The 14,054-nt window shown below is 66.5% G+C and carries 12 protein-coding genes; 4 read left to right on the top strand and 8 right to left on the bottom strand.

Going from position 1 to position 14,054, the window contains the following annotated elements:
* Positions 1-66: 66 nt before the first annotated feature.
* Complete coding sequence (locus L284_RS29035; RefSeq protein WP_021232805.1) at positions 67-495, bottom strand: glycine zipper 2TM domain-containing protein; 429 nt, start codon at positions 493-495, stop codon at positions 67-69.
* A gap of 170 nt (positions 496-665) precedes the next feature.
* Between L284_RS29035 and L284_RS29030 the strand changes: the two genes are divergently transcribed.
* Positions 666-1,511: a PhzF family phenazine biosynthesis protein gene (locus L284_RS29030; protein ID WP_031341546.1), complete on the top strand. Its 846-nt coding sequence runs from the start codon at positions 666-668 to the stop codon at positions 1,509-1,511.
* Positions 1,512-1,645: 134 nt separating this feature from the next.
* On the opposite strand, the gene L284_RS29025 is transcribed toward L284_RS29030, so the two are convergent.
* From L284_RS29025 to L284_RS46775, 5 genes are all read right to left on the bottom strand, one after another.
* Positions 1,646-3,412 carry a putative bifunctional diguanylate cyclase/phosphodiesterase gene (locus L284_RS29025; RefSeq protein ID WP_021232803.1) on the bottom strand — a complete coding sequence of 589 codons (1,767 nt, stop codon included), beginning with the start codon at positions 3,410-3,412 and terminating at the stop codon, positions 1,646-1,648.
* 69 nt (positions 3,413-3,481) lie between these two features.
* Positions 3,482-3,946 (bottom strand): response regulator, encoded by a 465-nt coding sequence (locus tag L284_RS29020; RefSeq protein WP_021232802.1) that lies wholly within the window; start codon positions 3,944-3,946, stop codon positions 3,482-3,484.
* Positions 3,939-5,396 (bottom strand): sensor histidine kinase, encoded by a 1,458-nt coding sequence (locus tag L284_RS29015; protein ID WP_021232801.1) that lies wholly within the window; start codon positions 5,394-5,396, stop codon positions 3,939-3,941. The genes L284_RS29020 and L284_RS29015 overlap by 8 nt, the downstream gene beginning before the upstream one ends.
* Before the next feature lie 213 nt (positions 5,397-5,609).
* Complete coding sequence (locus tag L284_RS29010; RefSeq protein WP_031341545.1) at positions 5,610-6,113, bottom strand: asparaginase domain-containing protein; 504 nt, start codon at positions 6,111-6,113, stop codon at positions 5,610-5,612.
* Positions 6,114-6,144: 31 nt separating this feature from the next.
* Positions 6,145-6,768 (bottom strand): TetR/AcrR family transcriptional regulator, encoded by a 624-nt coding sequence (locus L284_RS46775; protein ID WP_235054304.1) that lies wholly within the window; start codon positions 6,766-6,768, stop codon positions 6,145-6,147.
* Positions 6,769-6,846: 78 nt separating this feature from the next.
* On the opposite strand from L284_RS46775, the gene L284_RS29005 reads away from it, so the two are divergent.
* The 3 genes from L284_RS29005 to L284_RS28995 are packed head-to-tail and all read left to right on the top strand — an operon-like array spanning position 6,847 to position 10,999.
* The gene (locus L284_RS29005; protein ID WP_031341543.1) at positions 6,847-8,298 is read left to right on the top strand and encodes an efflux transporter outer membrane subunit; all 1,452 of its coding nucleotides are present in this window, start codon (positions 6,847-6,849) and stop codon (positions 8,296-8,298) included.
* Positions 8,298-9,437 (top strand): HlyD family secretion protein, encoded by a 1,140-nt coding sequence (locus L284_RS29000; RefSeq protein WP_021232797.1) that lies wholly within the window; start codon positions 8,298-8,300, stop codon positions 9,435-9,437. Before L284_RS29005 ends, L284_RS29000 begins: the two co-directional genes overlap by 1 nt.
* Positions 9,437-10,999 (top strand): DHA2 family efflux MFS transporter permease subunit, encoded by a 1,563-nt coding sequence (locus L284_RS28995; protein ID WP_021232796.1) that lies wholly within the window; start codon positions 9,437-9,439, stop codon positions 10,997-10,999. The genes L284_RS29000 and L284_RS28995 overlap by 1 nt, the downstream gene beginning before the upstream one ends.
* Before the next feature lie 83 nt (positions 11,000-11,082).
* On the opposite strand, the gene L284_RS28990 is transcribed toward L284_RS28995, so the two are convergent.
* Positions 11,083-12,420: an MATE family efflux transporter gene (locus L284_RS28990; RefSeq protein WP_021232795.1), complete on the bottom strand. Its 1,338-nt coding sequence runs from the start codon at positions 12,418-12,420 to the stop codon at positions 11,083-11,085.
* Positions 12,421-13,045: 625 nt separating this feature from the next.
* Positions 13,046-13,975, bottom strand: coding sequence for a 1-phosphofructokinase family hexose kinase (locus L284_RS28985; protein ID WP_021232794.1), 930 nt, complete (start codon positions 13,973-13,975; stop codon positions 13,046-13,048).
* Between the last annotated feature and the right edge of the window lie 79 nt (positions 13,976-14,054).

Here is a 14,054-nt window from a genome sequence, read left to right as displayed (position 1 = left end):
AAATGAAGAAGGCGCGCCGCTCGTGCGAGCGGCGCGCCTTCATGCATCCAGACCAACCGACTCAGGTCAGCGGCACTTCACGCCGCCCCGGTCGATTTCGCGCCCGAGCAGGCCGCCGGCAACGCCGCCGATGATCGCGCCCAGGGTCTGGTCGCCGCGCCCCGCGATCTGGTGACCGGCCAGGGCACCGGCGCCGGCACCGATGATCAGGCCCGTCGTGCCGTTGTCCCGCTTGCAATAATAGCGCCCGTCGCCGCCGCGCCATACGCGGTCGTTCCTGCCGAGACGGCGGGGTTCGCGGTAGCGGCCGCGCGCATCGTAGACGTTGCGGTTGTAGCCCCGGTTGCGGTCGTAGCGGCCGCGATCGTGGCCACGGTCATAGCGGTCGCGGTCATAGCGGTCGCGGTCGTAGCGGTGCGGCGGATCGGCGGAAACCGGAGCGGCCATTGGGGCGACGGCCATGGCCATCGCCAGAGCCATCAGGATCTTTTTCATCGATCTATCCTTCCGAAAAGCGAAAATGCGAAATCGATAACGATCAGCATGCACCCTTGCTCCAGAACCCCGAATGAACCACGGCAGAAACCGGGGCGCGCCCGCAGCGGAGCGCAATCGCGCCGGGATCATTGCACCCGGCTGGCCGGAACGAAAGGACCAAGTGCATGATGCAACTCGATCTGGTGGATGTCTTCGCGACCGGGCCGCTGAGCGGCAATCCGCTGGCCGTCGTGCGCGGGGGCGAGGATCTGGATGCCGGGACGATGCTGCGCATCACGCGCTGGCTGGGATTTTCGGAGACCACGTTCCTGCTGCCACCGGTAGACCCGGCGGCCGACTACCGGGTGAGGATCTTCTATCCGGCCGGCGAACTGCCTTTCGCGGGTCACCCCACGCTTGGCAGCGCCCATGCCTGGCTCGCTGCCGGAGGCTCTCCCAAAGTGCCGGGACAAGTCATGCAGGAATGCGGTATCGGCCTTGTCGAGGTGCGGCAGGAGGGCGAGGAGCTTGCCTTTCGGGCGCCGCCGCTGGTGCGGTCCGGGCCGCTCGATGCATTAGATCTGGCGGAGACCATCCGTCTCTGCGGCGTCGATGCGCGGGATGTCGTGGCCGGTGTCCATGCCTCCAACGGGCCGGGCTGGAAGCTCCTCCACCTGGTGTCCGCCGAGGCGGTGCTGGCGGCGGAGCCGGTCCCGCGCGCGCCTATTCCCACGGATGTCGCACTGCTGGGCCCCTGCAAGCCCGGCGACGAAGCACAGTGGGAACTGCGCGCTTTCTTCGCCGATGCGGCGGGGCGGGTCTGCGAGGATCCGGTCACCGGCAGTCTCAATGCGGCCGTGGCGCAATATCTCTTCGCGGCGGGTCTGGCGCAGCGCGATTACGTCGCGGCTCAGGGCCGCAAGGTCGGCGCCGCGGGGCGGATACGGTGCCGCGAGGACGCCGAGGGTTCTATCTGGATCGCCGGCAACGTGGCGACCGTCTCGCGCGGTGGGGCCATGCCCCTGGCAACGTAGGCTTCTTTCGCCCCTCCCGCGCCGCGAACCTGCGACCGCCGCTGTGAGCGCCGCTGTGACCGCTGCCGTGACGCTGGGCGCGACCGGGCAGGTGTCGCCGGGGGCGCGGTTCGCGCTCCCGTTGACGAGAGGTCTCAGGCGTTGACCTGCCGGATCATCGGCGCCTGGTTGCGCCAGGTGTCCATCCAGTCGAGCACGTCGTCGTAGGGCATCGGCTTGCAGATGCCGTAGCCCTGCCCGGCGTTGCAGCCCAGCGAGACCAGCAGTTCCTGCGTCTCCGGCGTTTCCACACCCTCTGCCACCAGCGGAATGCCCAGGCTTTCGCAGAGCACCACAAGGCTGTTCACCAGTGACTGGTCGAACCGGCTTTCCGTGAAGCGCGAGATGAACGAGCGGTCGATCTTGATCTCGCTGATGGCGAATTCACGCAAGTAGCCGAACGAGGTGAACCCGGCGCCGAAATCGTCGATCGAGAGCGGGATCTTGTGCTCGTGCAGCCGCTCGATCACCCGTTTGGCCTGCGAGGGATTGGTGATCAGCGCGGTTTCGGTGAGTTCCAGCGTCACCCGTTCCGGGGCGATGCGGTGGCACTCGATCAGTTCGACCACGCTGTCCACGAACGTCGGCCGTTCCAGCATGCGGGCCGAGACGTTGATGGCGATGGCGGCGCCATCGACCTTGTGCTGGATGCGCGCGAACTGCGAGAGCACGGTGTCGAGACACTGGTTGGTGAAGGTCTCCAGCAGGGGCGACTGCTCGACGGTGCGGATGAGCTGGTCTGCGGGGATATTGCCGCTGCGGGGGTGCCGCCAGCGTACCAGCGCCTCGAAGCCGAGCACGCGCCCGTCGCGCAAGTCCACCTTGGGCTGCCAGTGCCATTCCAGCGCATCGTGCGAGATCGCCTGGTCGATCTCCTCCAGCATGTCCTTGGGATCGAAAGTCGGGGCGGCGGGCAGGTTGTCGCGGCTGGCTACCAGCTTGTCTAGCCCGCGCTTGGCGGCATACATGGCGTCGTCGGCGGCGGAGAGCAGGCCGGTCGGCGTATAGCCGCGCTGCGGGCACATGGCGATGCCGATCGAGGCGCCGACATGGAGGATGCGGTTCTCGTGGACGACGGGCTGCTCGATCACGCGCGCCAGCTTGCCGGCGAGCGCCGTCGCTGTGTCGTAGTCGGGCACGTCCTGGAGCAGGAGCGCGAACTCGTCGCCGCCCAGACGCGCCACCGTATCGACTTCGCGCAGATGGCCGCGCAGCCGCCGACCTACGGTGGTGAGCACCACGTCGCCGGCGGCATGGCCGAAGTTGTCGTTGATTTCCTTGAAGCGGTCGAGGTCGATCATCATCACCGCGAAGGAGCCGCCGTTGCGCCGGGCGCGGGCGCAGGCCTGACCGAGGCGGTCGAACAGCAGGGTGCGGTTGGGCAGGTCGGTCAGGGGATCGTGGAGGCTGCGATGAGTCAATTCCTCCTCCGTGCGCCGAAGGTCCTGCCGATACTTGCGCCAGGCGATGCCTTCCTCGACCGAGGCGGCGACCCGCTCGGGCGAAAGCGCGCGCTTGGTGAGGTATTCCGTCATGCCGGCCTTGATCGAATCCGCCGCCACCTGTTCGTCGACATTGCCGGTGACTGCCACGATCGGGCAATCCTGATCCACTTCGGCGCGGATCGTCGGCACGAGGTCACGGCCGTCACCGTCCGAAAGTCCGAAGTCGAGGAAGACGATGTCGAGCGAAGGCTCGGCATGGCGGATGATCTGAAGCGCCTCGGCTTGCGAACTGGCCTCGATCACGTTGATCGGGCGCGGGCCGCGCTGGAGCATGCGGATCAGGCGTTCCCGGTCGACATCGTCGTCGTCCACCACCAGGGCCTGGATCTCGGTCTTGCCGTTGTGCATATATTCCATCGATCTGAAATCCTTCGAGGTTGGACGGGCCGTGAGGCTGGCTCAGGGCTGGGTTCGGAGGGGCCTGCTTCAAGGCAGGTTCTGGGTCGTCGCGTACTTGGTGATGAACTGGGCGAGTTGGGCGAACTGCGGGCCGACGGCGGACTTCACCATGTAGCCGGCGACATGCTCGTCGTAGGCGCGCGAACGGTCCTGATCGCGCGAGCTGGTGCTGAGGATGAACACCACCGTGCGCTTCAGTTCGGCGTCGGCGCGGAGTTCTTCCAGGAACTGGAACCCGTCCATGTTCGGCATGTTGAGGTCGAGCAGGACGATCACCGGCGTGTCGACATGCTTGCCGGGATGGCGCCCGCGCAGGATCTCCAGGGCTTCGCGGCCATCCGCGGCCACCTCGCTGCGGCACGGAACGCTGTAGCGCCTGAAACTACGCAGGACGCCTTCGAGCGCGACGTCGTCGTCATCGACGACGAGCACCGTATAGTCGAACCGCGCGCTGTCCCGGACAAGGGTGGTCGTACCTTTGTCGTCAGTCATCCTCGTTCTCCTTCAGCAGGATCCGGGGCCAGTGGATTTCGAACGAAGCACCGCCAAGCGCGCCGGGCGAGCGGACGGTGACCATGCCGCCATGGGCGTTGATCATGCGCCGGGTGAAGGCGAGACCGACGCCGTCGCCGCTGGTGCCGGGGGAGGCCCGGTGAAACAGCTTGAAGATGCGCTCCTCGTTGCCGGGCGTGATGCCCTCGCCGTCGTCGTCGACGGTGAAGACCGAGAAGCGACCTTCCTCGCGCATGGCGATGCGGATGCGGCCGACGCGGCTGCCGTGGTGCTTTACGGCATTGCCGATGAGATTGCGCAGCGAGGTCGCCAGCGGCGCGCGCGGGGCGATGATGTCGCCGCCCTGAATATCGACTTCGACCGAAAAGCTGTCCGGGACGAGGGCGAGGCCCAGCGCCTCCTCGACCAGTTCGGCGGGGGAGATCGCCTCGGTATGGCGTTCGCGCACACCGGCGCGGGCGTAGTCGAGCAAGTCGTCGATCATCCGCTCGGCGCGGGCGATCCGCAGGGAAATCCGTTCGAAGTTGTGCTGCACGTCCTCCGGCAGCGCGACGTCGCTCAGATCCTCGCGGATCCAGGTGACGAGGTCGGCGATGCCGCGCAGCGGCGAGCGCAAGTCGTGGCTGGCGACATACGTGAATTCTTCCAGTTGCGCATTCGTCTGCTGGAGCGCGCTCTCGCCCCGCTTGCGCGAGGAAATGTCGCTGACGATGGCCATGAACATCGGTTGCGCGCCGTTTTCGAGCTTGGTCAACGCAATCTCGATGGGGATCTCCTGCCCGGAGCGATGAAGACCGGTGAGATCGCGGCCGGACCCCATCATGCGCGAACTGGGGGCCTGGACGTAGCCTGCGGCATGTTCGCGATGCGCTTCGCGGTAGCGGGGAGGCAGCAGCGTCTCCAGAGGCTGGCCGACCAGGTCTTCGCGCGGATAACCGAACTCGGCCGCGAGCGCGGCATTGACCTGGACGATGCGCTGCCGGCTGTCGACGACGAGGGCGCCGAGCGGCAGGTTCTCGAAGATCTGGGAAAAGCGCTTTTCGGCGACGGCTTGGCGGGTGAGGCTCTGGAAATAGAGGATCGCGCGTTTGTCGAACTCGCCGGGGGACGAGGCGAGCGTCAGTTCCACGGTCTGCTCCATGCCTTCCAGCGCCTTGATCCTGACCACCCGTGTCCAGGAGGGCCGGGCCTCGACCGGGGCGGCGAAGAAGACTTCCAGCATCTGCTGGAGCAGTTCGGCATCGCCTTGGGACAGCCACACGAAAGCCAGGGTGAGCCGAAGGGCCGCCGGATCGTTCTCTCCCAGCATCGCCGCCAGTGCAGGGTTGGCCCAGGAGATCACGCCGGACCGGTCGATGATCATGGCGCCGATCGGCGCATGGGTCAGTGCGACATGCACATCGGCCTGGTTCTGGAGCGCTACCGTCACGACAAGTCCCTTCGCAGTGCAAAGACCGACATCCCGGGAAGGGAGGCGGCGTTACCGTGCGACCGGGAGGTCGTGCGCGTTCATCGGCGACGCGGCGATCGGCCTTCCGCAATCCCGTCTAGGGTGCAGCCGTTTGCGCGAGACGAAGGAGGCTTTCCGGGTTTGCCCTTATTCATCAGGGCCGGCGCTGCGTTCGATCGGCGCTATTGCGTGTCAGAGCGTGACGAACTTGCCCGCGCCGCGGTCCTTGCGCACCTTGAGGCCGTTGAAAACCGAGCCGTTCATGGTGATCCATACGCCGTTTGCCGCCGACTGGCAGCAGGCGAAGGCCATGCCGAGATTGAACGCCGCATCGCTTTCGGCAAAACGGGCCGGGGCAAGCGCGCCCGTCAGCACGATCGTCCTGCCCCGCAGGTCCGCGAGCACTTTGGCCGTCTCGGTCATGGTGTCGGTACCGTGGGTGATGACGACATGAGTCTCGGGCGCGGATGCGACGATGGTGCGGATCGCGGCGCGGTCTTCGTCGGTCAGTTCCAGGCTGTCCTTGCGCATCAGTTCCACCACCCGCACCGGATGCGCGACCCGCGCGATCTTGAGCAGCTTGTCGATCACGCTTTCGGCGATCTGATATTCGCTGAGCGCATCGAAATACTGCTTGTCGAACGTGCCGCCGGTGGTGACGACGAGGATCGGCGAAAGGGCGGGGCTGTTTTCCATGCCCGCCATTTCCTATTCCGATGCGCCGGGGTCAAGCCATTCCGGCGGCTCGCCCGGCTTGCGGGCAAGGCGCGCGGGGCCAGTCGATCAGGCCGATCAGGTCGTCTACGAAAGCCTCGCGCTCTTTGAGGGTAGGGCGCCGGGGCCGCATGAGAATGTCCGAACGATAGCCCACGAGCGCGGATACCGTCACCTGCGTCAGCCGCTCGGCTTCTTCCTGGGTGAACTGGGTCGCATAGAATTCGGTCACGCAGCCGCGAAACCGCTGGGGACCGCGCTCGTAGAACATCTCGTTGATTTCCGGAAAGCGCTCGCCCTCGCTCACGACGAGGCGGAACAGCTGCACTGAATTCTCGCGCAGCAGGCAGTCGATGAAGCGCAGGCAGGCACGCCGCAGCGCGGGGAACGAGAATGTCTGACCTGTCAGCACTTCGTTCACATCCTGCGCGAAGCTATCCACCTTGTTGTCTACCACGGCCGCGAAAAGGTCCTCCTTCGATCCGAAGTGCGCCCATAGCGTCGCCTTCGAGCCGCCCAGTTCGTCTGCGATGGAGGACATCGTAGTGGCGGCATAGCCGCGATCGAAGAAGGATCTTGTCGCCACCTCCACGATCGCCGCCCGCTTCTTCGCCTTGTTGAGTTCTCTCTTGCCCATATTTTCTGTCATAGTGGTACTGGCTGGTACACTTTTACGTTGACAGATGCAAGGCGCGGTCCGATAAAAACTGTACCGATGAGTACGATCACTATCTCCCGAGTCGCGGCAGCTTCCATGCTGACCGTAGGCCTTTCGCTGTCCGCCTGCGCCGTGCCCGACCTCGGGCCGAAGCCGCAGATGCGGGCTCCTGCAACCTTGGACAGCACGCAGTCGTTGATGGCCACCAACGATGCCGCTTGGCCGCAGCAGCAGTGGTGGACCGCCTATGGCGACGCCCAGCTCGATGCGCTGGTGGCAGAGGCGCTGGCCAGTTCGCCCGACGTGGCCCAGGCTCAGGCTCGCATCCTGCAGGCGCGCGGCGCCGCACTGGTCGCCGGAGCCTCGACGCTGCCGACCCTCAACGGGCAGGGCTCCGCCGGCGGGACCAAGCAAAGCTACAACAACGGTATTCCGGCCGAGTTCGTGCCCAAAGGCTGGAAGAGCACCGGCGATCTGGCACTGTCGGGCGATTTCGACCTCGACCTCTGGGGCAGGAACCGCAAGCAGCTCGCCGCCGCGACGTCGGAGCAGTACGCCGCCGAGGCGGACGCCCGCCAGGCCGAGCTGATGATCTCCTCGAACGTGGTCTCCTCCTACTTCGACCTTGCCCGCCTGGTGGCGCGGGGCGAGGCGCTGAAGGAAGCGGTGAAGGCGCGCGAGGCGATGGTCACGCTCAGCGACCAGCGCAACCGGCAGGGCCTCGACAGCGAACTGCCGCTGCGCCAGTCGGAATCGCTGGCGGCCTCGGCCCGGGCCCAGCTTTCGGCCAATGACGAGCAGATCCTGCTGCGCCGCCATGCGCTTGCGGCGCTGCTCGGCGCCGGGCCGGATCGCGGCCTTGCCATCGTGCCCACTTCGATCACCAGCCTGCCGGTCACGCCGGTTCCCGCCGATGCCGGGATCGGTCTCGTCGGCCGCCGCCCGGACATCGTCGCCGCGCGCCTGCGCGCGGAAGGTGCCGGCAAGCGGATCGATGCCGCCAAGGCCGCCTTCCTCCCCGACATTTCGATCAGCGGGCTGTTCGGGCTCCAGTCGCTCGGGCTGTCGAACCTGTTCAAGAGCGGCTCGACTTACGGCAACGCAGGCGGCGCGATCAGCCTGCCGATCTTCCAGGGCGGCCGCCTCAAGGGCGAGTATACCCGCGTGCGCGGCGCCTACGATCTGGCCGTTGCGGACTACAACGGCACCGTGATCGGGGCGCTTCAGGATGTGGCGGATGCGCTGGCAACCCGCAATGCCGCAGCCGAGCAGGAGCAGGCTTCGGCCGATGCGCGCGACAAGTCGGCTCGCGCCTACGACATCGCAATGAAGCGCTACAAGGGCGGCCTCGGCAACTATCTCGACGCGCTGAGCGCCGAAACCACCGCTCTCGATGCGCGGCAGGCCGCCGTCGATGCCCATTTCCGGACCCTCGCCAGCGAAGTCGCGCTCAAGCGCGCGCTGGGTGGCGGTTACGAAGACATTTCAAGCAAGAAGGCTCCCGAGTGATGAGTGACGAACAGAACAACGAGCAGGGCTCCGGGAGCGTGCTTGGCAAGAGCAAGCGCAAGCCGCTGCTGATCGGCCTTGCCGTGGGCGTCGCGGCGATCGGCCTGCTCTACTTCGCCTACGACACCTTCATCGGCAGCCGCTCGGTCTCGACGGACAATGCCTACGTCGGCGGTGATAATGCGCAAGTGACTCCGCTGACTTCGGGCCGTGTGGTCGAAGTGCTCGTCACCGATACCCAGCCCGTCCGCAAGGGCCAGCTGCTGTTCCGCATCGAGGATTCGGACCAGCGCATCGCGCTTGCCCAGGCCGAGGCGGAACTCGCCGCGGCGCAGCGCCGCTACGGCCAGTCGCTGGCGCAGAACCGGGCGCTCGGCGCTTCGGCGGATGCCAGCGAAGCCCAGATCAACTCCGCCAAGGCCAGCGTGGCCTCGGCCGAGGCGACCCTGACCAAGGCCAGGACCGACTTCGCCCGCCGACAGGCGCTGGTCGGCAGCGGTGCCGTTTCGGGTGACGAACTGACGACCGCGCGCCAGCAGCTTGTCTCGGCGCAGGCCTCGGCCAGCGAGGCCCGCGCCATGCTCGCCCAGATGCAGGCCGCCGCCGTCAGCGCTCGCCGCCAGGAAGACGCCGCCGTCGCGCTCACCAAGGGCACGAGCGACACCACGGCGCCGGAAATCCGCCAGGCCCAGGCCAAGCTGGATCAGGCGAAGCTGGACCTCGAACGCACTATCGTCCGCGCCCCGATCGACGGCGTGATCGCCAAGCGGGCCATTCAGGTCGGCCAGAAGGTCCAGGCCGGCGGCGTGGCGATGACCGTGGTTCCAGTCGGCCATCTCTTCGTTGACGCGAACTTCAAGGAAACCCAGCTCGGCAAGGTCCGCCCCGGCCAGAGCGCCACGCTCAAGTCCGATTTCTACGGCGGCGACGTGGTCTATCATGGCAAGGTGATCGGCTTCGCCGGTGGCACCGGCTCCGCCTTCTCGCTGATCCCCGCGCAGAATGCGACCGGCAACTGGATCAAGGTAGTCCAGCGACTGCCCGTCCGTATCGAGCTTGATCCCAAGGAGCTTCAGGCCCATCCGCTGCGCATCGGCCTGTCGATGGACGCCGAGATCGAACTGACGGACGCCGACTGATGGCCGGCGCTCCTGCTGCACCGGCGGCCGAGGCTGCCGGGGCAAGCGACGTCACGTTCACGGGAGCGAAGTTGCTCATCGCCGGCTTCCTGCTGGCGATGGCCAATTTCGTCGTCGTGCTCGACCTGACGATCGCCAACGTCTCGATCCCGCACATCTCCGGCGGCCTGGGTGTCTCGGTCACCAACGGCACCTGGGCGATCACGTCCTATGCCGTGGCCGAGGCGATCTGCGTGCCGCTGACGGGCTGGCTTGCCGGGCGCTTCGGCAGCTTGCGCGTGTTCCTGCTCTCGCTGGTGGGCTTCGGCCTGTTCTCGGCGCTTTGCGGCATCGCGCATACTTTCCCGCTGCTGGTCGTGTTCCGCCTGGGGCAGGGCTTCTGCGGCGGCCCGCTGATGCCGCTGACGCAGACCCTGCTGCTGCGGATCTTCCCCAAGCACATGCACCCCCGCGCCATGGCCATGTGGGCGATGACCGTCGTCACCGCGCCGATCGCCGGACCGATCGTCGGCGGCTACATCTCCGACAACTGGTCGTGGGAATGGATCTTCTTCATCAACGTACCGATCGTGATCGTAGTCTTCTTCGGCCTCTTCACCATGCTGCGCGGCGTGGAGACGCCGACCCGCAAGCTGCCGATCGACGTGGTGGGGCTGGGCCTGCTGATCGCCTGGGTCGCATCCTTCCAGATGATGCTCGACCTCGGCCGCGAGCACGACTGGTTCGGCTCGCCCTTCATCGTCGCGCTGGCGGTGATCGCGGCGATCTTCTTCATCGCCTTCATCATCTGGGAACTGACCGAGGAACATCCGGTGGTGGACCTCAAGGTCTTCCGGCACCGGGGATTTTCCGCGGCGACTTTCTCGCTGACCATCGCCTTCGGCACGTACTTCGCCTCGGTGGTCATCATCCCGCAGTGGCTCCAGACTTCGATGGGCTACACCGCCACCCAGGCGGGCGAGGCCATGGCCTTCTCCGGCGTGCTGGCGGTGGTGGCCTCGCCTTTCGTGCCCAAGCTGATGCAACGCTTCGATCCGCGCTTGCTGGTGTTCCTTGGCATTTCCTGGATCGGCATGTGCGCGATCTTCCGCACCAGCTGGTCGACGGACGTGACGTTCTGGACGATTTCCTGGCCGCAACTCGTGCAGGGCATCGGCGTCTCGCTGTTCATGGTGCCGCTGACCACGATCAGTCTCGCCTCGGTTCGTCCGGACGAGACAGCCGGTGCGGCCGGCATCGCCAACTTCGGCCGAACGCTGGCGAGCGCCGTCGCCACGGCCCTGGTCACGACCACCTGGGACGACATGTCGCGCGCCAATGGGGCGGACATGGCCGCCTCGATGAACGGGGCGCAGCGGACGATGGAGCAGCTTCAGAACGCCGGTTTTTCGGCTGAACAGGCACGCCAGACCCTGGCCAACCTCGTAGCGGGGCAGGGGACGGCGCTCGGCACCGTCCATGTCTTCGCGCTTTGCGCCGTGCTGCTGTTCATCGCAGCCTGTACGATCTGGATTGCGCCGCGACCCCCGCGCGGTGCGAAGCCGGCTTCGGGCGGGCACTGATCCCCGGGAACTCCTGAAGGTCCAGCCCGAAGCAAGCGAGCCGCCGACGCCATCTCCTCCGGCGTCGGCGGCTTTCGTGTGTCTTAGGAGGCGGCGAAGCTGCGGCGCACCAGGCGCGGCAGAACGGCAAGCTGGCCGATCGCGCGAAGCACGAAGAACAGGGTGAAGGCAGCCCAGAGGCCGTGGTTGCCGAAGGGATGGAGCAGCCAGAGCAGAAGCCCGTAGATCGCCATGGCCGCGAGCATCGTGACCATCATCGCCTTGGTCCACCCCGCACCCACGAAGACCCCGTCGAGAACATAGGCCGATACGCCCAGGAGCGGCAGCAGGATCAGCCACGGAGCGTAAGCCTCAGCGGTCGCCCCCACCTGCGGATCCGTGCTGAACGCCGCCGCGAGAGTCGCTCCCCCAAGGGCATAGGCAAGCGTGACGGCCAGCCCCATGACCCCGCCCCACAGCAGCGCCGTCCGGACGGTCGCGCGAAACCGGTCCCGGTCCTGCGCGCCGAGGGCCTCGCCGCAGAGCACTTGCGCGGCGCTCTCGAACCCGTCGAGCAGCAGGGTCGCCAGCATGAAAAGTTGGAACAGGATGCCGTTGGCCGCCAGAGTGACCGGCCCGGCCTGCGCGCCGCTGCGCGCGAAAGCGAGGAGCGCCGCCGTCAGCAGCAAGGTGCGCAGGAACAGATCGCGGTTGAGGGCGAAGAGGCGGGCAAGCTCGCTGCGCCGCCATGTCGCGCGGCGCGTCGCCGCCACGAAGGCGGCGCGCGCTTTGGGACGGCGCAGCACCAGAGCGGCGAGAACCGCGAACTTGAACAGTTCGGACGAGAAGGTCGCCGTCCCAACGCCGGTAACGCCCCACCCGGCAACCAGCACGAGCAACAGGTCCAGCGCGATGTGGACCACGTTCGCGGCGATCTCGACCGCCAGGACATGGCGCACCAGTCGCTGGCCGATCAGCCATCCGACCAGGACGCAATTGCCCAGCCACAGCGGCCCGGCCCAGTAGCGGATGCCGATATAGCTTCCGGCACTTTCGCGTAGTGGGCCTTGCGCTTCCAGCAGGTCGAGGCCGAGCGGAACCAGCAGCGGCATCAGGCACAGCAGCAGGGCACCCAGACCTATGGCCACGACCATGGCGCGAGCAAGCGTCTCTGCCTGGCCGTCAGCTTCGCCCCGTCCGGTGCCCTGGGCGGTAAGCGCTACGGTGCTGGTGCGCAGGAAGTTGAAAACGTTGAGCAGACCCATCATGTACTTGGCGCCGAGTTCCACCGCGCCTTGCGCCGGAGCGTCGCCCAGGCGGCCGATCGCCCACATGTCCGCCAGCCCGAACAGCGCGGTGGCGACATTGGTGAGCATGGCGGGAAAGGCGATCGACCAGAGCAGCCGGGCCTGGCTTTTCGCGGACTTGAGAGAGCGCTGCATCGAGAGTGGTCCGCCGCTGAAGGAGGCCTGCGGCTAATCGTGCAGGACGCAAGAGGCAAGCGCGGGCGTGCCCGGCTGTTGCTGCCTGACCGAATCGCGGATCGACGGGGCGCGAATCGGTGATGGCAATTTCTGCTGCAAAAGGTGCAAGTTCGCTTGCTGCATCTGCGAACAGGAGGCTGGATCAATCGCGGACGAAGCGATCTCCCGGCCTGCACAATGCAGGCCGGGGATGATAAAATCGAATGTCTGGATAATGTTGCACCAGCGAAGATTCGGCGCGCCGGAAAGAAATTACCTTCCCTCCCGGCGCGCTCTCTCCCAACACCGGTAAAGCCGCAAGCGACCTTTCGCCAAGCACTCTGCAACAGTTTTGCGCAATCTCAAAGCGGAATTGCATGAACGCCGCTTGATTCGGCAGGCGAGCGGTAGCGGATGTATGAAACCGGGATCGAACTTCGTCCGCTTGGACCGGGGCGACTGGAGCACTTGGTCGAGGCCGGGCCGCCTGGTTTCCGCTCCCCGATTAGACGGATCGCATCCGGCTCCCGACCAGCGCGAGGCGCTGGCCGCGGACATAGGAGACGTCTGCCGGGCGAGCGATCGTCGTGTGACCTGGGGAGGCTTACAGCGGCGCTATCCGCTCCAGCATCCGCTCGATGTCGGCCGGACGCGCCAGGTCGGTTCCGGCGCGCAGGACCGCAGCCGATCCGGCCGCCATGCCCCGGCGAAAGGCTTGCAATTCATCGTCGCCCCGGCAGAGCGCATGCACCATCGCCGCGACGAAGCTGTCTCCCGCCCCGACGGCGCTGGCGGCGTCGATCTTGAGCGCGGGCAGGAACACCGGGCCGCCCGCGCGCGCGAGAACCGCGCCTTCGTGACCCATCGTCACGGCGACGAGGCGGGCCTTGCCGCTTTCGACGATCTCCATGGCGGCATTGCCGATCGCCGCGACATCCTCGAGCTTGCGGCCGACATATTGCTGCAACTCCCCCTGGCTCGGCTTGATCAGCAGGAGCCCGCCTTCGGCAATCCCGGCCGCCAGTGCCTTGCCTGAACTGTCGAGCACCACCTGGCGGCCGCGCTGCCGCATCATGCGCGACACGCGGGCATAATAGTCGTCCGGCACGCCGGGCGGCAACGAACCGCTCAGCACCATGACGTCGCAATCGGCTTCGGCAAGCTGGTCGAGGCAGTCCTGCCACTCGGCCTCGCTGACGTGCGGACCGGCCGGCGTGAAGCGATACTCCTTGCCGGTATCGTGTTCCAGAACGTCGGCGGCGACCCGTGTCGGACCGGCGATGGCGATGCGCGTGCGGACGAGTCGATGCAGGTCGATCAAACCGTCCAGCGCCGGTCCTGTCGCACCGCCGGAGAGATAGAAGCACCGCGCATGACCGCCAAGCCGCGCAAAGACCCGGGCCACGTTGATCCCGCCGCCGCCGGGAGCATAGTGCTCGTTGTCGGTGCGCATCTTGTGGGTGTGCCGGACTTTGCCGACATCGTAGGACACGTCGATCGTAGGGTTCATCGTCAAGGTGGCGATGGTCTTCATCAAGACGGCTCCTGGATGCACGGGAGAGAGGTTGATGCCCGCGTTTCTCTTCAATCGCAAAGCATTCGGCCGGTTCCTT

Source organism: Novosphingobium lindaniclasticum LE124 (assembly GCF_000445125.1).
GTDB lineage: Bacteria > Pseudomonadota > Alphaproteobacteria > Sphingomonadales > Sphingomonadaceae > Novosphingobium > Novosphingobium lindaniclasticum.
Note: the sequence above shows the minus strand (reverse complement) of the source record. Positions and strands in the feature narration are given on the sequence as shown.

Coding starts and splice junctions, on each gene's coding strand:
- L284_RS28985 (WP_021232794.1), bottom strand. CDS start 13,975: ATGAAGACCATCGCCACCTTGACGATGAACCCTACGATCGACGTGTCC.
- L284_RS29020 (WP_021232802.1), bottom strand. CDS start 3,946: ATGACTGACGACAAAGGTACGACCACCCTTGTCCGGGACAGCGCGCGG.
- L284_RS46775 (WP_235054304.1), bottom strand. CDS start 6,768: ATGGGCAAGAGAGAACTCAACAAGGCGAAGAAGCGGGCGGCGATCGTG.
- L284_RS28990 (WP_021232795.1), bottom strand. CDS start 12,420: ATGCAGCGCTCTCTCAAGTCCGCGAAAAGCCAGGCCCGGCTGCTCTGG.
- L284_RS29030 (WP_031341546.1), top strand. CDS start 666: ATGCAACTCGATCTGGTGGATGTCTTCGCGACCGGGCCGCTGAGCGGC.
- L284_RS29010 (WP_031341545.1), bottom strand. CDS start 6,113: ATGGAAAACAGCCCCGCCCTTTCGCCGATCCTCGTCGTCACCACCGGC.
- L284_RS29005 (WP_031341543.1), top strand. CDS start 6,847: ATGAGTACGATCACTATCTCCCGAGTCGCGGCAGCTTCCATGCTGACC.
- L284_RS29025 (WP_021232803.1), bottom strand. CDS start 3,412: ATGGAATATATGCACAACGGCAAGACCGAGATCCAGGCCCTGGTGGTG.
- L284_RS29000 (WP_021232797.1), top strand. CDS start 8,298: ATGAGTGACGAACAGAACAACGAGCAGGGCTCCGGGAGCGTGCTTGGC.
- L284_RS29035 (WP_021232805.1), bottom strand. CDS start 495: ATGAAAAAGATCCTGATGGCTCTGGCGATGGCCATGGCCGTCGCCCCA.
- L284_RS28995 (WP_021232796.1), top strand. CDS start 9,437: ATGGCCGGCGCTCCTGCTGCACCGGCGGCCGAGGCTGCCGGGGCAAGC.